The organism is Kribbella jiaozuonensis (assembly GCF_005233875.1).
Classification (GTDB): Bacteria; Actinomycetota; Actinomycetes; order Propionibacteriales; family Kribbellaceae; genus Kribbella; species Kribbella jiaozuonensis.
The window spans coordinates 882,946-903,519 of record NZ_SZPZ01000004.1; the positions used below are offsets into that span (position 1 = coordinate 882,946).

At 69.1% G+C, this 20,574-nt stretch carries 22 protein-coding genes; 4 read left to right on the top strand and 18 right to left on the bottom strand.

Annotated features, from left to right (window positions below; translation table 11 throughout):
- Positions 1-11: 11 nt before the first annotated feature.
- From pyrF to pyrR, 8 genes are read right to left on the bottom strand one after another with little or no spacing between them, the layout of a single operon-like run.
- On the bottom strand, positions 12-842 hold the full coding sequence (gene pyrF, locus FDA38_RS30195; protein WP_137257901.1) for an orotidine-5'-phosphate decarboxylase: 831 nt from the start codon (positions 840-842) through the stop codon (positions 12-14).
- Positions 843-865: 23 nt separating this feature from the next.
- Positions 866-1,918, bottom strand: a complete 1,053-nt coding sequence (locus tag FDA38_RS30200; RefSeq protein WP_137257494.1) for a quinone-dependent dihydroorotate dehydrogenase — start codon at positions 1,916-1,918, stop codon at positions 866-868.
- Positions 1,911-5,213 (bottom strand): carbamoyl-phosphate synthase large subunit, encoded by a 3,303-nt coding sequence (gene carB, locus FDA38_RS30205; protein WP_137257495.1) that lies wholly within the window; start codon positions 5,211-5,213, stop codon positions 1,911-1,913. The genes FDA38_RS30200 and carB overlap by 8 nt, the downstream gene beginning before the upstream one ends.
- Positions 5,213-6,334 (bottom strand): glutamine-hydrolyzing carbamoyl-phosphate synthase small subunit, encoded by a 1,122-nt coding sequence (gene carA, locus FDA38_RS30210; RefSeq protein ID WP_137257496.1) that lies wholly within the window; start codon positions 6,332-6,334, stop codon positions 5,213-5,215. Before carA ends, carB begins: the two co-directional genes overlap by 1 nt.
- Positions 6,331-6,822: a PH-like domain-containing protein gene (locus FDA38_RS30215; RefSeq protein WP_137257497.1), complete on the bottom strand. Its 492-nt coding sequence runs from the start codon at positions 6,820-6,822 to the stop codon at positions 6,331-6,333. The genes carA and FDA38_RS30215 overlap by 4 nt, the downstream gene beginning before the upstream one ends.
- Positions 6,819-8,111 carry a dihydroorotase gene (locus tag FDA38_RS30220; protein ID WP_137257498.1) on the bottom strand — a complete coding sequence of 431 codons (1,293 nt, stop codon included), beginning with the start codon at positions 8,109-8,111 and terminating at the stop codon, positions 6,819-6,821. The genes FDA38_RS30215 and FDA38_RS30220 overlap by 4 nt, the downstream gene beginning before the upstream one ends.
- Positions 8,108-9,043 (bottom strand): aspartate carbamoyltransferase catalytic subunit, encoded by a 936-nt coding sequence (locus tag FDA38_RS30225; RefSeq protein WP_137257499.1) that lies wholly within the window; start codon positions 9,041-9,043, stop codon positions 8,108-8,110. Before FDA38_RS30225 ends, FDA38_RS30220 begins: the two co-directional genes overlap by 4 nt.
- Positions 9,040-9,633, bottom strand: a complete 594-nt coding sequence (pyrR, locus tag FDA38_RS30230) for a bifunctional pyr operon transcriptional regulator/uracil phosphoribosyltransferase PyrR (protein ID WP_137257500.1) — start codon at positions 9,631-9,633, stop codon at positions 9,040-9,042. Before pyrR ends, FDA38_RS30225 begins: the two co-directional genes overlap by 4 nt.
- Before the next feature lie 205 nt (positions 9,634-9,838).
- On the opposite strand from pyrR, the gene bldD reads away from it, so the two are divergent.
- Positions 9,839-10,354, top strand: coding sequence for a transcriptional regulator BldD (gene bldD / locus FDA38_RS30235; protein ID WP_130449595.1), 516 nt, complete (start codon positions 9,839-9,841; stop codon positions 10,352-10,354).
- Between the two features lie 246 nt (positions 10,355-10,600).
- Here bldD and nusB read toward each other — a convergent pair whose 3' ends face one another.
- A complete protein-coding gene (nusB, locus tag FDA38_RS30240; protein ID WP_137257501.1) occupies positions 10,601-11,011 on the bottom strand; it encodes a transcription antitermination factor NusB in 411 nt (136 codons plus the stop codon).
- 36 nt (positions 11,012-11,047) lie between these two features.
- Complete coding sequence (gene efp / locus FDA38_RS30245; RefSeq protein ID WP_137257502.1) at positions 11,048-11,611, bottom strand: elongation factor P; 564 nt, start codon at positions 11,609-11,611, stop codon at positions 11,048-11,050.
- Positions 11,612-11,904: 293 nt separating this feature from the next.
- Between efp and FDA38_RS30250 the strand changes: the two genes are divergently transcribed.
- Positions 11,905-12,753 (top strand): hypothetical protein, encoded by an 849-nt coding sequence (locus tag FDA38_RS30250; protein WP_137257503.1) that lies wholly within the window; start codon positions 11,905-11,907, stop codon positions 12,751-12,753.
- Here FDA38_RS30250 and FDA38_RS30255 read toward each other — a convergent pair.
- Positions 12,750-13,247 (bottom strand): MarR family winged helix-turn-helix transcriptional regulator, encoded by a 498-nt coding sequence (locus FDA38_RS30255; RefSeq protein ID WP_137257504.1) that lies wholly within the window; start codon positions 13,245-13,247, stop codon positions 12,750-12,752. The genes FDA38_RS30250 and FDA38_RS30255 overlap by 4 nt on opposite strands.
- Positions 13,248-13,320: 73 nt before the next feature.
- Here FDA38_RS30255 and FDA38_RS30260 point away from each other — a divergent pair, with 73 nt between their 5' ends.
- Entirely contained in the window at positions 13,321-14,226 is a 906-nt protein-coding gene (locus FDA38_RS30260) for an EamA family transporter (RefSeq protein ID WP_137257505.1), read from the top strand.
- Position 14,227: 1 nt separating this feature from the next.
- Positions 14,228-14,608, top strand: a complete 381-nt coding sequence (locus tag FDA38_RS43240; protein ID WP_233715008.1) for an NAD(P)-dependent oxidoreductase — start codon at positions 14,228-14,230, stop codon at positions 14,606-14,608.
- A gap of 269 nt (positions 14,609-14,877) precedes the next feature.
- On the opposite strand, the gene FDA38_RS30270 is transcribed toward FDA38_RS43240, so the two are convergent.
- From FDA38_RS30270 to FDA38_RS30300, 7 genes are all read right to left on the bottom strand, one after another.
- Positions 14,878-15,561 carry a helix-turn-helix transcriptional regulator gene (locus FDA38_RS30270; RefSeq protein WP_137257506.1) on the bottom strand — a complete coding sequence of 228 codons (684 nt, stop codon included), beginning with the start codon at positions 15,559-15,561 and terminating at the stop codon, positions 14,878-14,880.
- 282 nt (positions 15,562-15,843) lie between these two features.
- Positions 15,844-16,281: a type II 3-dehydroquinate dehydratase gene (aroQ, locus tag FDA38_RS30275; protein WP_137257902.1), complete on the bottom strand. Its 438-nt coding sequence runs from the start codon at positions 16,279-16,281 to the stop codon at positions 15,844-15,846.
- A 30-nt stretch (positions 16,282-16,311) separates the two neighbouring features.
- Positions 16,312-17,394 carry a Gfo/Idh/MocA family protein gene (locus tag FDA38_RS30280; RefSeq protein WP_137257507.1) on the bottom strand — a complete coding sequence of 361 codons (1,083 nt, stop codon included), beginning with the start codon at positions 17,392-17,394 and terminating at the stop codon, positions 16,312-16,314.
- 72 nt (positions 17,395-17,466) lie between these two features.
- Positions 17,467-18,567, bottom strand: coding sequence for a 3-dehydroquinate synthase (aroB, locus tag FDA38_RS30285; RefSeq protein WP_137257508.1), 1,101 nt, complete (start codon positions 18,565-18,567; stop codon positions 17,467-17,469).
- Positions 18,564-19,064: a shikimate kinase gene (locus FDA38_RS30290; protein WP_137257509.1), complete on the bottom strand. Its 501-nt coding sequence runs from the start codon at positions 19,062-19,064 to the stop codon at positions 18,564-18,566. The genes aroB and FDA38_RS30290 overlap by 4 nt, the downstream gene beginning before the upstream one ends.
- Entirely contained in the window at positions 19,061-20,260 is a 1,200-nt protein-coding gene (gene aroC, locus FDA38_RS30295; RefSeq protein WP_137257510.1) for a chorismate synthase, read from the bottom strand. Before aroC ends, FDA38_RS30290 begins: the two co-directional genes overlap by 4 nt.
- Positions 20,261-20,309: 49 nt before the next feature.
- A complete protein-coding gene (locus tag FDA38_RS30300) occupies positions 20,310-20,510 on the bottom strand; it encodes a hypothetical protein (RefSeq protein ID WP_137257511.1) in 201 nt (66 codons plus the stop codon).
- Positions 20,511-20,574: the final 64 nt, after the last annotated feature.

Here is a 20,574-nt window from a genome sequence, read left to right on the forward strand (position 1 = left end):
GGTAGCCCCGATCAGTAGCCGAGAACTGTTCGATAGGCGTCGTTGGCGCGGTCGGCGGCAGCCTGTAGGCCGGTTGGGCCGGCTCCGAGGATCTCGCGGGAGCTGGAAGGTACGACGTTGCGGACCGCGGCGCCGAAGACCTTCGTCAAGCCCTCGGCCGTGCCGCCCTGGGCGCCGAGGCCGGGGGCGAGCAGCGGGCCGTTGATGTCGAGGTTCTCGTTGGTGGAACTGATGGTCGCGCCAACGACTGCACCGAACGAGCCGAGGCCGTCGGAGTCGGCGTTCAGTCCGCGCAGTCCGTCGAGAACCGCGCCGGCAACGGTCGGGCCGTCGGCGGTGCGGGCCGTCTGGAACTGCGGGCCTTCCGGGTTCGACGTCAGGGCCAGCACGAACAACCCGGCGCCGGACTCGCGTGCCACGTCGATGGCCGGCTGCAGCGAGCCGAAGCCGAGGTACGGGCTGACGGTCAGCGCGTCGCACGCCAACGGCCCCTTCTCGGCCAGGTACGCCGCCGCGTAGCCGCCCATCGTGCTGCCGATGTCACCGCGCTTCGCGTCGATGATCACCAGCGCACCGGCGTCCCGCAGCCGGATCGTGGCCTGCTCGAGTACGGCGATGCCGGCCGACCCGAACCGCTCGAAGAACGCCGACTGCGGCTTGAACACCGCCACCCGGTCCGCGAGCGCGTCGACGACGCCGTACGTGAACGAGGCCAGGCCCTCGGCGGTGTCCGGCAGGCCCCACGAATCCAGCAGGTGCTGGTGCGGGTCGATGCCGACGCAGAGTGGTCCGCGGGCATCCATGGCGGCCCGCAGCCGCGTCCCGAAAGGCTGGTTGCGCATCTCGCTCTCCAAGATTTCGTTGCTCACGGCAAGCTCCTGTTGATCTTCCGGATCAGACCGGGGCCTCGGTAGATCAGGCCGGTGTAGACCTGGACGAGACTCGCACCGGCGTCGAAGAGGCGGGTCGCGTCGGACGGTTCGACGATCCCTCCTACTCCGATGATCGGCAGCGCTCCCCCGGTCTCGTTGTGGATATGGGCGACGGTCTTGGCCGCGATCTCGCCGAGCGGACGGCCGGACAGGCCGCCGGTCTCGCCGGCGAGTGGGTGGGACTCGACGCCGGGGCGGGTGATGGTCGTGTTGGTGGCGATGATGCCGGCGACGCCGACGTCGGTGCAGACCTGGAGCAGTTCGTCGATCGCGGACGTGGTGAGGTCCGGCGCGATCTTCACCAGGATCGGTTTCGGCGTCAGCCCGGCGGCGGTCAGGCCGGCCGCCTCGGTGTGCAGGGCGGTCAGGAGCTCACGGAGGTGGCTCGCGTCCTGCAGTGCGCGCAGGCCCGGGGTGTTCGGCGAGGAGACGTTGACCGCGAAGTAGTCGCCGTACCGGTAGAGGCGGCGGAGCGAGGTCACGTAGTCCTCGACCGCCTCGTCGAGCGGGGTGATCTTCGACTTGCCGATCGAGACGCCGAGCGGATAGCCGAGCGGGCCATAAGCCTTGAGCCGGGCGGCGAGAGCCTCCGAGCCGAGGTTGTTGAAGCCCATCCGGTTGATGACCGCTTCGTGATCGACCAACCGGAACAACCGTGGCCGAGGGTTCCCGGGCTGCGGGTGCGCCGTGACCGTACCGACCTCGACGAAACCGAACCCGATCGCCGGCCAGGCGCGCAGCGCGATCCCGTTCTTGTCCATACCCGCCGCCAGCCCGACCGGCGACGGGAACCGGACCCCGAAGACCGTGCGGGCCGAGGCCGCACGACCGCCTTGCCCCGGGACCCCGAACAAGCGGGCCCCGGCCGCGGCAGCGCCCGGGATGCGCCCGAGGAGGCGCATCCCGTTCAGCGTCTGTTCGTGTGCGGTCTCCGCGTCGCCTTTACCCAGGCGATACAGGACCGGCCGCACGACCTTCCTATACACCGTGGATCCTCGGCACCCAGTCCTGCAGGGACCGTACGCCGATGTCCCCCGCCCGCTGTGCCTCGATGCCCTGTACGGCGGCCGCGAGCCCCTGCACCGTGGTGATGCACGGGATGTTCCGCGCCACCGCCGCGCTGCGGATCTCGTAGCCGTCCAGCCGTGGCGAGCCGCCCTGCGTGATCCCGATCGGCGTGTTGACGATCAGGTTCAGCTCGCCGTCCTGGACCATCTGGACGATCGTCGGCTCGCCGTTCGGGCCGGGGCCCTGGCTGCTCTTGCGGACCGTGATCGCTTCGACCCCGTTGCGCCGCAGCACGTCCGCCGTACCTTCGGTCGCGTAGATCTGGAAGCCGAGATCCGCCAGCCGCTTGACCGGGAAGATCATGTGCCGCTTGTCCCGGTTCGCGACCGAGACGAACACCTTGCCGTCGATCGGCAGCGGCTGCGACGCACCCGCCTGCGACTTCGCGAACGCCGTACCGAAGGTGTCGTCGATGCCCATCACCTCGCCGGTGGACTTCATCTCCGGCCCGAGCACGGTGTCGACCGACGAGCCGTCGATGGTCCGGAACCGGTTGAACGGCATCACGGCTTCCTTCACCGCGATCGGCGTCGTCGTCGGCAGCGTGCCGCCGTCACCGGTGGCCGGCAGCAACCCCTCGGTCCGCAGCTCGGCGATCGTTGCCCCGAGCATCACCCGGGCCGCGGCCTTGGCCAGCGGCGTCGCGGTCGCCTTCGACACGAACGGCACGGTCCGCGACGCCCGCGGGTTCGCCTCCAGCACGTAGAGGACATCGCCGGCCAGCGCGTACTGGATGTTGATCAACCCGCGTACGCCGACCCCGCGAGCGATCGCTTCGGTCGACGTCCGGAGCTTCTCGATGTCCGCGTTCCCGAGCGTGATCGGCGGCAGCGCACAGGACGAGTCGCCGGAGTGCACCCCGGCCTCCTCGATGTGCTCCATCACGCCGCCGAGGAACAACTCGTTCCCGTCGTACAACCCGTCCACGTCGATCTCGACCGCGTCGTCCAGGAACCGGTCGATCAGCACCGGGTGCTCGAAAGCATTCCCGCCGCCGAGCCGCTCCAGTGCAGCCGACAGCTCGGCCTCGCTGTAGACGATCTCCATCCCGCGCCCGCCCAGCACGTACGACGGCCGCACCAGGACCGGGAACCCGATCTCCTCGGCCACCGCCTGCGCCTCGTCGGCGGACAGCGCCGTACCGTGCTTCGGCGCCGGCAGCTGTGCCTCCGCGAGCACCTTCCCGAACGCGCCCCGCTCCTCGGCCAGGTGAATGGCCTCCGGCGACGTCCCGACGATCGGTACGCCGGCATCCGCGAGCCGCTGCGCCAACCCCAGCGGCGTCTGGCCGCCGAGCTGCACGATCACGCCGGCGACCGGGCCGGCCTGCTGCTCGGCGTACACGATCTCGAGCACGTCCTCGCAGGTGAGCGGCTCGAAGTACAGCCGGTCGGAGGTGTCGTAGTCGGTCGAGACCGTCTCCGGGTTGCAGTTCACCATCACCGTGCAGTAGCCGGCCTCGCGCAGCGCCATCGACGCGTGCACGCAGGAGTAGTCGAACTCGATCCCCTGGCCGATCCGGTTCGGCCCCGAGCCCAGGATCAGCACGGCCGGAGTCTCGCGCGGTGCTACTTCGCTCTCCTCGTCGTACGACGAGTAGTGGTACGGCGTCTCGGCCTTGAACTCGGCCGCACAGGTGTCGACCGTCTTGTAGACCGGCCGGATCCCGAGCGCCTGCCGCACCCCGCGGACGACGTCCTCGGTCAGCCCGCGGATCTCGGCCAGCTGCAGGTCCGAGAACCCGTGCCGCTTGGCCAGCTTGATGACCTCGGGCGTGAGCCGCGGTGCGGCCGCGACCTGCAACGCGGTCTCGTGCAGCAGGTACAGCTGGTCCACGAACCACGGGTCGATCTTGGTCGCCTCGAAGATCTCGTCCGGCGTCGCGCCGGCCCGGATCGCGTCCATGATGATCCGCAGCCGGCCGTCCTGCGGCGTCTTGATTGCCTCCAGCAACGGCTCCAGCTCGCTCGCCGGATGACCGGCCCAGGTGAACCGGGCCTCCGGCTTCTCCAGCGACCGGAGCGCCTTCTGCAGCGCCTCGGTGTAGTTGCGGCCGATCGCCATCGCCTCGCCGACGCTCTTCATATGCGTGGTCAGCGTGGCGTCCGCGGCCGGGAACTTCTCGAACGCGAACCGCGGCACCTTCACCACCACGTAGTCCAGCGTCGGCTCGAAGCTGGCCGGCGTCTGCTTGGTGATGTCGTTCGGGATCTCGTCCAGCGTGTAGCCGATGGCAACCTTCGCGGCGATCTTCGCGATCGGGAAGCCGGTCGCCTTCGACGCCAGCGCGGACGAGCGCGAGACCCGCGGGTTCATCTCGATCACGATCAGCCGGCCGTCGGCCGGGTTCACCGCGAACTGGATGTTGCAGCCGCCGGTGTCGACGCCGACCTCGCGGATGATGCCGATGGCAAGGTCCCGCATGACCTGGTACTCGCGGTCGGTCAGCGTCATCGCCGGCGCGACCGTGACCGAGTCGCCGGTGTGCACGCCCATCGGGTCGACGTTCTCGATCGAGCAGATGATCACGACGTTGTCGGCCTTGTCGCGCATCACCTCCAGCTCGTACTCCTTCCAGCCGAGGATCGACTCCTCGATCAGGACCTCGGTCGTCGGCGAGGCGTGCAGCCCGGCGCCGGCGATCCGGCGCAGGTCGGCCTCGTCGTACGCCATCCCGGAGCCGACGCCGCCCATCGTGAACGACGGCCGCACGACCAGCGGGTACCCGAGCTGGTCCGCGGCACCCATCACGTCGTCGAGCGTGTGGCAGATCACCGACCGCGCGGTCTCCGCACCGAGCTTCTCGACGATGTGCTTGAACGACTCCCGGTTCTCACCGCGCTGGATCGCGTCGACGGACGCGCCGATCAGCTCCACGCCGTACTTCTCGAGTACGCCGTTCTCGTGCAGGGCGATCGCCGCGTTCAGCGCGGTCTGGCCGCCGAGGGTGGCGAGCAGCGCGTTCGGGCGCTCCTTCTCGATCACCTTCTCGACGAACTCCGGCGTGATCGGCTCGACGTACGTGGCGTCGGCGAACTCCGGATCGGTCATGATCGTGGCCGGGTTCGAGTTCACCAGGACGACCCGGAAGCCCTCCTCGCGCAGCACCCGGCAGGCCTGCGTGCCGGAGTAGTCGAACTCGCAGGCCTGACCGATCACGATCGGGCCGGAGCCGATCACCAGCACCGACTCGATATCTGTACGCCGCGGCATCAGGCCCTCCCCTCCATCAACTCAACGAACCGGTCGAACAGGTACGCCGAGTCGTGCGGACCGGCCGCCGCCTCGGGGTGGTACTGCACCGAGAAGGCCAGGACCCGGCCGTCGCGACCGGTCAGCTTGAGCCCCTCGACCACGTTGTCGTTCAAAGACACATGCGACACCTCGGCCGTGCCGTACGGCGTCTCCACCGTCTCCTCGATCGGCGCGTCCACGGCGAAGCCGTGGTTCTGCGCGGTGATCTCGACCTTCCCGGTCGCCCGGTCGAGCACCGGCTGGTTGATCCCGCGGTGCCCGTACTTCAGCTTGAACGTCCCGAGTCCGAGCGCGCGCCCGAACACCTGGTTGCCGAAGCAGATCCCGAAGTACGGCTTGCCCCGCTGCAGCAGCTCCTTGAGCAGCGTGGTCGGGTGCTCGGTGGTCTCCGGGTCGCCCGGGCCGTTGCTCATGAAGATGCCGTCCGGGTTGACGGCGAGGACCTCGTCCAGCGACGCGGTCGCCGGCATCACGTGGACCTCGATGCCACGCTCGGCCATTCGCTTCGGTGTCATCGACTTGATCCCGAGGTCGAGCGCGACCACGGTGAACCTACGTTCGCCGACAGCGGGTACGACGTACGTCTCGGCGGTGGTGACCTCGTCGGCGAGGTCCGCGCCCACCATCGGCGCCTGCTGCAGCACCTTCTCCAGCAGCGCGGACGGGTCGAGGATCTCGGTGGAGATGCCCGCCCGCATCGCGCCGCGCTCACGCAGGTGGCGGGTCAGTGCGCGGGTGTCGATGCCGGAGATCCCGACGATCCCCTGGCTCTTCAGCTGGTCGTCGAGGGACCGCTTCGCGCGCCAGTTCGACGGCACGCGGGCCGGGTCGCGGACGACGTACCCGGCGACCCAGATCCGCTCCGACTCGTCGTCCTCGTCGTTGATCCCGGTGTTGCCGATGTGCGGCGCGGTCTGGGTGACGATCTGCCGGTGGTACGACGGGTCGGTCAGCGTCTCCTGGTACCCGGTCATGCCGGTGGTGAACACCGCCTCGCCGTACGTCTCGCCGGTCGCCCCGTACGACGTGCCGGCGAACGACCGGCCGTCCTCGAGGACCAGTAGCGCGGGCTGGCTCATCTTTGCTCGGCTCCGATCAGTGTTGCGATGGATTCGGTCAGGGCGGCGGTGTCGGCCTTGCGACGCGGGCGGAACCCGGTGTCGAGCTCGCGGCCGTCGTGCGTCCAGGTGACCACGACCAGGCCGGACTTCTCCGCGGTCACCTTGCCGGCGATCCCGCGGTCGGTCCGTACGCCGGTCAGCTGGTCGACGGGGATGAACACATCCGTCGCGCCCTGCCGGTGGAAGATCAGGCCGGCCTCACTGACGGCCAGGTCCGCGATACTGCGGACTCCCAGTTCGTGCACGGCGATCCGGTCCATCCAGTCGCCGGCACTCGTGGTTGCGACGTACACCCCTTCTACGCCGCGAAGCTTGTCCGCCGGCGCCGCGGGCAGCGGCGCCAGGTCGGACTGCCGGGACTGGCGGTTCCGCCAGCCCCGGTACATGCCGAAGTAGCCCGCCGCCAGCACCAGCAGCGTGCCGAGTATGCCCAGGAAGGCCTTCACCGGGTCAGCTCACCGTCCAGGACGACCGGCGTACCGCGGAGGAACGTCGCGACCACCTTGCCCGGCAGCGTCATCCCCTCGAACGGCGTGTTCCGCGACAGCGACACCGACTCGTCCGGTACGACGGTCCGCTCGACGCGCGGGTCGTACAGGACGACGTTCGCCGGCGCACCGACCTCCAGCGGACGGCCGTGCTCCGAGATCTGCCCGATCGCGGACGGCCGGTAGCTCATCCGGTCGGCGACGTCGGACCAGGTCAGCAGCTTGGTGTCGATCATTGCGTGCTGTACGACGCTGAGCGCCGTCTCCAGGCCGGTCATGCCGAACGCGGCCGCGCTCCACTCGCAGTCCTTGTCCTCCACCGGGTGCGGCGCGTGGTCGGTGGCGACGATGTCGATCGTCCCGTCGGCGAGGCCCTCGCGGACCGCCTCGACGTCCTCCTTGGTGCGCAGCGGCGGGTTCACCTTGTACACCGGGTTGTAGGAGGCGGCCAGGTCCTCGGTGAGCAGCAGGTGGTGCGGCGTGACCTCGGCGGTGACCTCCAGCCCGCGGCGCTTGGCGGCGCGGACGATCTCCACCGAACCCTTGGTGGACAGGTGGCAGATGTGCAGCTTCGATCCGACGTGTGCGTTGAGCAGGATGTCGCGGGCGATGATCGCCTCCTCGGCGACACTCGGCCAACCGGTCAGCCCGAGTACGCCGGACAGCGCGCCCTCGTTCATCTGGGCGCCCTGGGTCAGCCGCGGCTCCTGCGCGTGCTGGGCGATCACCCCGTCGAACGCCTTCACGTACTCGAGCGCGCGCCGCATCAGCGCGGCGTCCCAGACGCAGTCGCCGTCGTCGGAGAACACCCGGACGCGAGCCGCCGAGTCCGCCATCGCGCCGAGCTCCGCGAGCTGCGTGCCCTTCCGGCCGACGGTGACCGCGCCGATCGGGTACACATCGGCGTACCCGGCGTCGCGGCCGAGGCGCCAGACCTGCTCGACCACGCCGGCGGTGTCGGCGACCGGGTCGGTGTTGGCCATCGCGAACACCGCGGTGAAGCCGCCCACAGCCGCGGCCCGGGTGCCGGTCAGCACGGTCTCGGCGTCCTCCCGGCCGGGCTCACGCAGGTGCGTGTGCAGATCGACCAGACCCGGCAGCGCGACCAGGCCCCGCGCGTCGATGGTCTGCACGTCGGCCGGCGCGTCGAGGTTGGTGCCGACAGCAACGATCTCGCCGTTGTCGATCAGCAGATCCGCCACCTCACCGCCGACGATGCTCGCTCCGGTGATCAGGTACGCGGTCATGCTGTGGTCTCCTCTTCGTTGCTTCCAGATAGCAGCAGGTACAGGACGGCCATGCGGATCGCCACGCCGTTCGTGACCTGCTCGACGATCACCGAGCGGGTGGAGTCGGCCACCTCGGCGCTGATCTCCATCCCGCGGTTCATCGGGCCGGGGTGCAGCACGATCGCGTCGTCCGGCAGCTGCGCCATCCGGTACTTGTCGAGGCCGTACCGCCGCGTGTACTCGCGGGCGCTCGGGAAGAACGCGTCGTTCATCCGCTCCCGCTGCACCCGCAGCATCATCACCGCGTCGCTCTTCGCCAGCGCGCCGTCCAGGTCGTACGACGTCGCGCACGGCCAGCTCGTCATGTCGACGGGCAGCAGGGTCGGCGGCGCGACCACGGTCACCTCGGCGCCGAGCGTCGCGAGCAGCAGCACGTTCGACCGGGCGACCCGCGAGTGCAGGACGTCGCCGACGATCGTGATCCGGCGCCCGTCCAGCGAGCCGAGATGGCGGCGCATCGTGAACGCGTCGAGCAGCGCCTGGGTCGGGTGCTCGTGGGTGCCGTCACCGGCGTTCACCACCGAGCCGGTCATCCAGCCGGACTTCGCCAGCAGATGCGGCGCGCCGGACGAACCGTGCCGGCAGACCACACCGTCCGCACCCATCGCCTGCAGCGTCAGCGCGGTGTCCTTGAGGCTCTCGCCCTTGCTCACGCTGGAGCCCTTGGCGGAGAAGTTGATCACATCCGCCGACAGCCGCTTGGCGGCCGCCTCGAACGAGATCCGGGTCCGGGTCGAGTCCTCGAAGAACAGGTTGACCACGGTCCGCCCGCGCAGCGCGGGCAGCTTCTTGATCGGGCGGTCGGCCAGCGACCGCATCTCCTCGGCGGTGTCGAGGATCAGATTGGCCTCGTCGCGGCTCAGGTCGCCGGCACTCAGCAGATGTTTCACTTCGCCCCCTTGTCGGCGATCAGCACAGCGTCCTCGCCGTCGAACTCGGTCAGGTGGACCGTGACCCGCTCCACCAGCGAGGTCGGCAGGTTCTTGCCGACGTAGTCGGCGCGGATCGGCAGCTCGCGGTGGCCGCGGTCGACCAGCACGGCGAGCTGGACCGCACGCGGGCGGCCGATGTCGCCGAGCGCGTCGAGCGCCGCGCGGATCGTCCGGCCGGAGAACAACACGTCGTCGACGAGTACGACGACCTTGCCGTCGATCCCGCCCGCGGGGATGTCGGTGTGTTCCAGGCCACGGGGTGGCTTCAGACCGATGTCGTCGCGGTACATGGTCACGTCGAGTGACCCTGTCGGTACGCTCTGCCCCTCAACCGCCTGGATCCGGGCGGAGACGCGCTGGGCCAGCGGGACACCGCGGGTGGGGATGCCGAGCAGGACGACCGGGTCGGCGCCGCGGTTCCGCTCGAGAATCTCGTGGGCGATCCGGGTCAGTGCCCGGGAAATGTCGGAAGCATCGAGGACCTCGCGGCTACTGCGTTCCAGCGGCTGCGCGACGTCCGGAGTCTCTGCACTCTGGGCAGGGCTCATCGCTACCGTTCCTCCTTTCCCGCCTCTCTGGACGGGTCTTTAAAGGACGTTCGGACCGCTTGACATGGTATCGGATGTGACACGCCGTCTTGACGCTGGCCTCGCACCCAGAATATTGTTACTCTGTGTAATCGAGGGGGGTTTCACCATCCGGCCCGTTCCCTGCGGGCCGGACATGACGAAACTAGTCGGAGGGAAGACCAGCGTGCCTAGCGAATACGCGAAGACACTGGGTGGCAAGCTACGCGCCATCCGCCAGCAGCAAGGGTTGTCGCTGCATGGTGTGGAAGAGAAGTCCAAGGGTCGCTGGAAGGCGGTCGTCGTCGGCTCTTACGAGCGTGGCGATCGAGCCGTCACGGTCCAGAAGCTCGCGGAGCTCGCCGATTTCTACGGCGTGCCGATCCGTGAACTGCTCCCTGGTTCCGCCAGCGCGGCCGCGGCTGCTGCCGCTCCGCCCCGGTTGATCCTCGACCTGGAGGCCCTGCAACACCTCGACGCGAGCGAGGCGGGTCCGCTGACGCGGTACGCCGCCACGATCCAGGCTCAGCGTGGGGACTACAACGGAAAGGTGCTGTCGATCCGGCAGGACGACATGCGGACGCTCGCCGTGATCTACGACGAGTCGCCGACGACGCTGACCGAGCGTTTCATCTCCTGGGGCGTGCTGAACCCGGAGGCGAAGGGTGAGGTCGAGGAATCGTCCGAGGCAGCCGGCGCCTGACGCCTAGCGTCAATCGAAGGCACTAGACGGTCGGGGCTTGTAGCAGCTGGCCCGCGGCCGCCCGCCTTCTCCATCTGACCCAACAGAGCAGCACCAGCGGCAGGTACCACCTCACCAGCCGCGTACGGGGACGCATCGGCGGCCCGGGACCGTACCGAGACGGTCACCGGGCCAGATACAGAGAGGGACTCGGAGAGGGCTCGCCCCCCTCGTTCCTCAACCAGAATTCCCGGCCGCCAGGGCTTCTCAGACGCCCAGTGTCGGCTTCAGCTGCAGCAGTCTCGCCAGCAGCCCGTTCACGAAGACCGGCGACTCGTCCGTGGACAGATCGCGCGCCATCGCGACCGCTTCGCTCACCGCGACCACGTCCGGGACCTGGTCGTCGAACAGCAGCTCGTAGGCGCCGATCCGGAGGATGTTCCGGTCGACGGCCGGCATCCGGTCGAGCGTCCAGCCCACCGAATGCGTCTCGAGCAGGTCGTCGATCTGCTCGATGTGCTTCGCGACACCTTCGACCAGCGCCACGGTGAACTCGTTCACCGGCGGGTCGTTGTCGGCCACCCGGTCGGCCAGGGTGCCGCCGACCGGCAGCCCCCTGACCTCGGACTCGAACAGCACGTCCAGTGCGCGCTTGCGGGCCTTGCTACGGGCAGACATGTTCTGTTGTCAGCTCTCTCAGGGTCTGTCAGGGCCTCAGGAGGTGACGCGGCCGAGGTAGTCCCCGGTGCGGGTGTCCACCTTGACCTTCTCACCAGTGGTCAGGAACAGCGGGACCTGGATGTCGTAGCCGGTCTCCAGCTTGGCCGGCTTGGTGCCGCCGCTGGAGCGGTCGCCCTGCAGACCGGGCTCGGTGTACTCCACCGTCAGCTCGACCGAGGCCGGCAGCTCGACGTACAGCGGGAGGTCGTCGTGCACGGCGACGATGGCGTCCTGGTTCTCCAGCAGGAAGTGGACGGCGTCGCCGACCACCTCGGGCTGCAGCTGCAGCTGGTCGTACGTCGACTTGTCCATGAACACGAACGCCGACCCGTCGTTGTACAGGTACGTCATGTCACGCTTGTCGACCGTGGCCACCTCGACCTTGACGTCGGCGTTGAAGGTCTTGTCCACCACCTTGCCGGACAGCACGTTCTTGAGCTTCGTCCGGACGATGGCGCCGCCCTTGCCCGGCTTGTGATGCTGGAACCACACGACGGACCACAGCTGTCCGTCCAGGTCGAGCACCATGCCGTTCTTGAGGTCGTTCGTCGTTGCCACGCGGGTATGCCCTTCGAATTCGATCAGCGGTCAGAGTGCGTCCGAGGCTCCAGCGCCGTAGCGAGCAGGTGCTCGGTGCGGTGCATCGGCGCGCGGGGGCGAAGGTCTCGATGCGGAGCATCGTGGCCTTTGCACCCGTGCGGCGAGGTGCCGGGCCGAGTGCCGCGCAGTAGGCGCTGGGGCCTCGGGCGCACTCTCGCAAGCGATTGTAGCGGTCACTGCCGGTTTCCTCCGACTCGCGCACCCGGGGCGCACTACGCTGGAGCCAGACCGTCCACGGGAGGAGGCCTGCGATGACCGGATTCGTCATCTTCATCGTGGTGATGATCGTCGTGAGCCTGATCAACAAGGCCAAGCAGAAGTCCGACCGCGGCAACGCGAAGGTGAGTCCGCGCGTCCAGGCGCTGGTCGAGCGGATCCAGGCCCAGCAGGGCGGCAACCAGCCGACGCAGTTCCAGGGCCAGTACACCCAGGCGGCCCAGGGCGGTCCGCCGGCGCCTGTTCAGAGCCAGCAGTCCACCTTCCCGGTGCAGACCGGGAGCGCGCCGGGCAGCCAGCAGGTCGCGGCCGCGCTGGAGCAGCTGATGCAGAACGGCCGCCAGCCGCGTCACCTGGGTGAGCGGACCTCCCCGGGCCAGGCGGCACAGCTGCCCGGCGGGTCGGCGCAGTACCCGACGACCGGGATGTACCAGCCGCCGGCTCAGTTCCAGCCGCCGCAGTACGCCCCGAATGCATACCAGCCGCCGGCGCACCGTCCGCAGCAGAGCCACCTGCCGACGTCGAACCAGGACCTGGACGCCCAGGTCCGGAAGCTGATGGGCGCGAACAACGAGGTCGGCGCGATCCGGCTGCTCGGCGAGCAGCGCGAACTGGGCATCCTCGAGGCGCAGCAGTACGCCCGCTCGCTGGTCGCCCCGAAGACGGCGCCCCGCAGCACGGACGAGGACGAGCCGGACGAGGACGACAACCGGTACGTCGGCTCCGCCGCCTTCGCCGAGTCGATCTTCAACCTCGACGACCGCGAGGAGAACGAGTGGGCCAGCGGCTGGGTCGACAAGCCCGAGCCGGAGGACCGGTCCGACATCGACGAGCTCTGGCAGACCGTCCGCAACGCACCACGCCCGGGGACGACGCCTAGCTAGTCCCGCTTGTCTCCAAGGGATTCCAGCAAGGTCCGGAGCAGACCGGCCAGCTGATCGCGTTCCGCGGTCGACAGGCCGGCGAGGAGCTGCGCCTCGGTGTCGACGTGCGTCGGCAGCACCTTGTCGATCAGCTTCAGCCCCTTGGCCGTCAGCGTCACCTGTACGCCGCGGCCGTCGGTCTCGCTGGGCGCGCGCGTCACCAGTCCGCGAGACTCCAGCCGATCCAGCCGCTGACTGATCGCCCCTGACGTCACCATCGACGAGTGCATCAGCCCGGCCGGCGTCAGGCTGTGCTCGGCGTTGCTGCGCCGCAGCGTCGCCAGTACGTCGAACGACGCGCGGTCCAGCTCGTACTTGGCGAAGTTCCGCCGCAGCTCGGCGTCGAACAGCGCACTGAGCCGGCTCAGCCGGCCGATGACCCCCATCGGCGACGCATCGATATCCGGCCGCCGCGCCCGCCACTGCTCGAGCACCAGGTCGACGTGATCTGCCATCCACCCAGCCTACTGCCGAATTGCTTAGCGCTGAGGGATTGCAAGTAGCTTAGCGCTGAGATACTTTATCTTAGTGCTAAGCAATCGAGTCTCTCTTCTTCTGGTCACGGCGATCACGCCGCTGCTCTGGGGCACGACCTATCTGGTCACGACCGAGTTCCTCCCACCTCATCGACCGCTGCTGGCCGCGCTGCTCCGGTCGCTGCCGGCCGGTCTTCTGCTGGTCGCCATCACCCGGGTGCTGCCGAGCGGCAGCTGGTGGTGGCGCTCGCTGGTCCTCGGCACACTCAACATCGGTTCCTTCAACGCTCTGCTCTTCGTCGGCGCGTACCGGCTCCCCGGTGGCGTGGCCGCGACAGTCGGCGCGATCCAGCCGCTGCTGGTCGCAGTACTGTCGGCCGGTCTGCTCCGGCAGCGGCTGTCTCTGCGCACTGTCCTCACGGCCATCGCGGGCGTGTTCGGCGTCGGCCTGCTGGTACTGCGGGCGACCGCGCAACTCGACATGTTGGGTGTACTCGCGGCTGTCGGCGGTGCGATCGTCATGGCGTTCGGCGTCGTACTCAGCAAGCGCTGGACGTCCCCCGCTCCCCTGCTGGCGACCACCGGGTGGCAACTGGTTGCTGGTGGACTCGTGCTGCTGCCGGTGGCCTTCCTGGTCGAAGGCGCGCTCCCTGACTTCACCCTGCGGAACCTCGCCGGCTACTCCTACCTGGCGCTCTTCGGGTCGGCAGTCGCGTATGCACTGTGGTTCCGCGGACTCCGTGAGCTCGCTCCGACCGAGGTGACGTTCCTGGGGCTGCTCAGCCCGGTGACGGCGACGACACTCGGCTGGCTGGTGCTGGACCAGCACCTGTCGGTCTGGCAGGCCATCGGCGGTCTGATCGTCCTCGGTGCCCTCGTCACCGCCCAGGTACGTCGGAAGGTGCGGCCAACGCCTGCAGCGGAAGCTCCTGTCCTCGTCGCAGCTGGGGAGCGGTGACATGCGAATCCTGATCTGGGGTGCAGCCGGCGCCGTCGGCAGTCGAGTCACCCGGGAAGCAGTTGCCCGCGGCCACCAAGTCACGAGTGTCGGCCGCTCGGGTCCGGTGCGTGGCGACGCTGCGGACCCGGACGACGTCGCTCGCCTGAGTGCCGGCCACGACGTGGTGATCAGCGCGACCCGGCCCCGCGAAGGTCAAGAAGCTGAACTCGTCGCTGCAGCCAAGGGATTGTTGATCGGTCTGCGCGGCAGCGGCGTACGGCTGATCCTGGTCGGCGGTGCAGCGAGTCTGATCGTTCCGGGTACAGAGGTGCAGTTGGTCGACTCGCCGGGCTTCCCGGTGGACCTGCGCCCGATCGCCCTGGCCTGCAACGAGCAGTAGGACGTTGTGCGGGCCGCTGACGGCTTGGATTGGACGTACGTGAGCCCGCCCGCGCTACTCGAGCCTGGCGACCGGACCGGAAGCTATCGGAAGGGCTATGACCATCTGGTGACCGATGCGGAGGGCGGCTCGACGATCTCGATGGAGGACTTCGCGATCGCCCTGGTCGACGAAGCCGAACGTGCGGAGCACGTCCGGCAGCGCTTCACCGTCGGGTACTAGACAGTCGGCCCCTCGCTGCTGAGCGAGGGACCGGCTGCAGAGGTGTTTCAGATAAGGCCTTCGCGCAGTGCGTACGCGACGGCGTGTGAGCGGTTCTTCAGCTGGAGCCGGCTCGTCACGTCGTGCAGGACGTTCTTCACCGTCCGCTCCGAGTAGGACAGCTCACGGGCGATCTCTTGCGTGTCCTTGCCGTCGGCCACCAGCCGCAGTACCTGCGTCTCGCGGTCGGACAGACCGGTGTGGGACAGCCCCCGTGGTGCCAGCACCTGCCGCTGCATGCGTGACACCTGTCCCAGCAACCGGCCCAAGAGATCTGGTGGCAGGCTGCCGTCCCCGGCAGCGGCAGCCTGCACCAGGTGCACGATCCGGTCAGCGGTCGCCTCGGTACGGCGCAGTACGCCGGACACCCCCAGTTCGACCGCGGTCATCAGCGCGTCGTCGTCGATCGTGCTGCCGATCAGCACGGTCCGGCGGCAACCGCGCTGGGTTGCGGCCCGCAGTACCTGAACCGCGCCGGCGTCCAGCGAGTCGACGGCGATCAACGCAACCACTGGCGGGGCGGTGCGCTGGTCCCCGGACACGCCGGGCAGCAGGGCCGCCAGGTCGGTGTCGTTGATCAAGCTGATCTCGGGCCGCTGCCGGAGCGCGTGCACCAGCCCGAACTGCGACAACGGGTCCAGGGCCTTCACCCAGACCGGAATACGGTGGTTCTGCCCATTCGTACTCGTCATACCTGCCACTCCCCCAGAGCGTTGTTGAACGGAACGGATCGAATCCGTAGTCACACGAACCCCCAAGTCGTCGATTTCCTCCCGATCGTGCGTCCGGCCGGCCGGCCTTTCGGACCGGTGACAGCCGGTGTCACGACCCAACGCCTAGGGTGACGCACCGGCGTTTCACCGGCGTCTCACCCGGATCTCTTGGCCGTCGGCTTGCGAACTGTGCCCGGTCGGCGGGTCGAAATCTGCCCACAACCACTTGATGCCCGAAAGGGCAGGTTGGTTGTGAGTGATTCAGGAATCGAGGCTGGTGAGTGCCCGGAGCGCGAGCCGGTAGGAGTCGAGGCCGAAGCCGGCGATGGTCCCGGTCGCCACGCCCGCGACGACGCTGGTGTGCCGGAACTCCTCGCGGGTGGCGGGGTTGGTGAGGTGGATCTCGATCAACGGAGCCGTCCGCTGGGCGATCGCATCGCGCAGGGCGTACGAGTAGTGCGTGAACGCGGCGGGGTTCAGTACGACGGGAGTCCGGTCGTCGGCCGCCTCGTGCAGCCAGCCGACCAGCTCCGCCTCGTCGTCGGTCTGCCGTACCTCGACCTCGAAGCCGAGCTCGGCGCCGGTCTTCTCGCACACCCCGACCAGCTCGGCGAACGTCGTGGTCCCGTACTTCTCCGGCTCGCGGGAGCCCAGGCGCCCGAGGTTCGGACCGTTCAGCACCAGCACCCGCCTGCTCACATCCGTCACGCACCTCACCCTAGCGGCGACCTAGGCACTCCAGGGCGCACCAGGGCCGCCCATGCGTTCGGCGTACGGCGTGCCGTGGGCGAGTTCACCGCGGCGGATCGGCTTGTCGGTGAACGCTGAGGCGTAGATCGCCGCAGCTAGTTCGAGCGTGTTGCGGGCCTCGGCGAGCGTGACCGGGGTCGGCGCACCAGCAGCCTTGGCGTCCAGGATCGCGGCGAGTTGGGCGGTGTGGCCGCTCGGTACGTCGGGGAGGTCCGCGGACCAGGCGTCGGCGATCTCCTCGTGGCCGGGCGCCGGCGTGATCCTCCAGTCAGGGCTCTTGTAGCCGTACAGGTGTTCCAGCTCGACGGTCGCGTTCTGGCAGTCGAAGCGGAGCTGGGAGGTCTGGCGGGCGGACACCAGCGAGTTGACGACCGATGCGACGGCGCCGTTCTCGAACGTCACCAGCGCCAGCGAGACGTCCTCGGTCTGCGTCGGACGCGCCTGACGGGCCGCGAGCGCGGTCACCTTCTCCCACGGCCCGAGGATCGACAGCAGCAGGTCATATTGATGGATGCCGTGTCCCATCGTCGGCCCACCGCCCTCGACGTCGAAGGTCCCGCGCCACGGCACATCGAAGTACGCGTCGTCGCGGTACCAGACGGTGTTGCACAGGGCAACCAACGGCCGGCCGAGTACGCCGTCTTCGAGCAACTGGCGCAGCCGGACGGCACCCGATCCGAAGCGGTGCTGGAACACGCAGGCGACCTGCGCCGACGACTTCTCCTCCGCCGCGACCAGCTTGTCGAACTCATCCAGCGACAGCGTCGGCGGCTTCTCCATGTACACGTCGACGTCCGACGCCAGGCACTCGACGGCGAGCGGGACGTGCGAGTTCGGCGGCGTACACAGGTGGACGAGGTCGACCCGGTCCGCCGCGAGGAGGTCGGTCAGGCTCGGGTACGTCGCCGGGATGTTCCACTTGGCGGCGAATTCCTTGGCTCGATCCAGGTCGACGTCGACCGCCGCAACCAGCTCGGCCCGCTCCGCCAGCGCGGTCACCGCCCGGGCGTGCGAGCCGGCAATCCCGCCCGTACCGACGATCGCTATCCTCTGCTTGGTCATATGGAAAGCCCTTTCCGAGGGGCTTTCCATCCTCACATCGCACCGGCGTCGCCACAAGGCGACGGGTGTCGGCTAGCTGAGCTCGCCGTACGCCGCGATGAGCAGACTCGGGTCCGGCGCCTCGAGGATCGTCGGCTTGGCGAGGCCGTCGAGGATGACGAAGCGGAGCCGGTCCGCGCGGGTCTTCTTGTCGAGCTTCATCGCGTCCTGCAGGTGCGGCCACGCGTCCGCGCGATAGCTGACCGGAAGGCCGAGCGACTCGAGTACGGCGCGGTGCCGGTCGGCGGTCGCGTCGTCGAGGCGGCCGGCAGCGCGGGCGAGTTCGGCGACGAACACCATGCCGATGCTGATCGCGGCACCGTGGCGCCACTTGTACCGCTCGACGCGCTCGATGGCGTGCCCGAGCGTGTGCCCGTAGTTCAGCGCCTCGCGGCCGATCTGCCCGCCGACGGTCGTGGTCCGCTCCCGCAGGTCGGCGCCGACCGTGTCGGCCTTCACCTGGATCGAGCGGGCGATCAGCTCCTCGGTCGCGCCGTACGACGGGCTCTTCGCCGCGGCCGGGTCCTTCTCGACGAGGTCCAGGATCACCGGATCGGCGATGAACCCGCACTTCACGACCTCGGCGAGGCCGCTGACGTAATCGTTCGGCGGCAGGGTCTCGAGAGCGGCCAGGTCGCAGAGGACACCGGCCGGCTCCCAGAACGCGCCGACCAGATTCTTGCCTTCGGCGGTGTTGATGCCGGTCTTGCCGCCGACGGCCGCGTCGACCATGCCGAGCAGGGTGGTCGGGATGTGCACGACCTTGACGCCGCGCAACCAGGTCGCCGCGACGAAGCCGGCGAGGTCGGTCGTCGTACCGCCGCCGACGCTCACGATCGCGTCCGAGCGGGTGAAGCCGGCCTGACCGAGCACGGACCAGCAGTACGCCAGCACCTCGGCGGTCTTGGCCTCCTCCGCGTCCGGGATCTCGATCGCGTGCGCGGTGAACCCGGAGGCGGTCAGGTCGTCGCGGATCGCGTCGCCGGTCTCGCGCAGCGCCCGCGGGTGGATGACGGCAACCCGCTGCACCCCGTCGCCCAGCAGCACCGGCAGTTCGCCGAGCAAGTTGTTGCCGATGACAACGTCGTACGGCGCGGCCGCGGCAACCCGGATCCTGGTCGGGCCGTCGGTCATGCGAGGTGCTCCAGGATTTGCTCGGCGATCTCGTCGGGGGTCTTGTCGTCGGTCATGACGGTCAGCTTGGCGACCTCGGCGTACAAAGGGCGACGCGCTTCCATCAGGTTGCGGAGCTGGGTGCGGACGTTGCCGAGCAGCAGCGGCCGGGCGACGCTCATGCCGACCCGCTTGGAGGCCTCGCCGAGGCTCACGTCGAGATAGACGACGGTGTGGCCGGCCAGATCCGCGCGCGTCGCCGGATCCAGGATCGCGCCGCCGCCGAGCGACAGCACCTCGCCGTCGTCCTTCAGCGCTGCGACGATCGCGGCCCGCTCCAGTTCGCGGAAGTGCGGTTCGCCCTCGTCGACGAAGATCTCGGAGATCGGCTTGCCGGCAACGGCTTCGATATCGGTGTCGGTGTCGCGGTGGGTCGCCTTCAGCCGCTCGGCCAGCAGCGCCGCGATCGTGGACTTACCCGATCCCGGCGGCCCGACCAGAACGACGACCGGGCTCACTCCCACTCCCGCGGGGCGATCGTGGTCGGCAGGTTCGCCAGGTACGACTGGTGGTTGCGCGCGGTCTCGGTCACCGAGTCGCCGCCGAACTTCTCCAGCGAGACCTCGGCCAGCACCAGCGCGACCATCGCCTCGGCGACTATCCCCGCGGCCGGTACGGCGCAGACGTCCGACCGCTGGTGATGCGCGGACGCGGCCTCGCCGGTTGACGTGTCGATCGTCCGCAGTGCCCGCGGGACGGTCGCGATCGGCTTCATCGCGGCGCGGACCCGGAGCGTCTCGCCCGTGCTCATGCCACCCTCGGTGCCACCCGAGCGGCCGCTGGTACGGCGTACCGCACCGTCCTCGGCGACGATCTCGTCGTGCGCCTTCGAACCTGGCGTCCGCGCGAGCTCGAACCCGTCGCCGAGCTCGACGCCCTTGATCGCCTGGATGCCCATCAGCGCACCGGCCAGCTTGGAGTCGAGCCGCCGGTCCCAGTGCACGTAGCTGCCGAGTCCCGGCGGAAGACCGTCGACGACGACCTCGACCACACCGCCGAGCGTGTCACCGGCCTTCTGCGCGGCGTCGATCTCCGCGACCATCTGCTTGCTCGCGTCCGGGTCGAGGCAGCGGACCGGATCGGCGTCCAGCTTCGCGACATCGGCGTACGACGGGATCACGCCGTACGGCGCCTTGACGGTGCCGAGCTCGACGACGTGGCTGACGATCGTCACGCCGTACGACTGGCGGAGGAAGCGGGCCGCCACCTCGCCGAGGGCGACGCGGGCCGCGGTCTCGCGGGCGCTGGCGCGCTCGAGCACCGGGCGGGCCTCGTCGAACCCGTACTTCTGCATGCCGGCCAGGTCGGCGTGGCCGGGCCGCGGGCGCGTCAGCGGGGCGTTCCGCGCGAGCCCGGCGAGCGTCTCCGCGTCGACCGGATCCGCGCTCATCACCTGCTCCCACTTCGGCCACTCGGTGTTGCCGACCTGGATCGCGACCGGGCTCCCGAGCGTCAGCCCGTGCCGGAAACCGCCGAGGAACGTCACCTCGTCCCGCTCGAACTTCATCCGGGCACCCCGGCCGTAGCCGAGCCGCCGACGAGCGAGGGCGTCGGCCACGTCATCAGTCGTGACCTCGACCCCGGCGGGAAGACCTTCAAGTACGGCGACGAGCGCTTGTCCGTGCGACTCGCCGGCGGTAAGCCAGCGCAGCATGCCAGGATTCTTTCACGCCGGTCCCAACAGTCAGACAGTGGTCTCAGACTCAGCGGCAGGTCTGGGTGTCCTGGGTGAGGCCGTCGCGGACGGAGAGGACCACGTCGAAGGTCTTGATGATCGGGGACTCGTCGCAGCTGGTGGACGCGCCGGCTGCTTGACCGCCGGCGATCGCGGCGCCGGCCAGCGCGGTGGTGGCGAGCGCCGCCACGGCCAGGCGCCCGGCGGTACGACGGAATGCGGGGGTCATCAGATGCTCCCTTGAACGGTGGTTCCTTATATCAACGACCGTAGAAGTTGGGAACGCCGGGTGA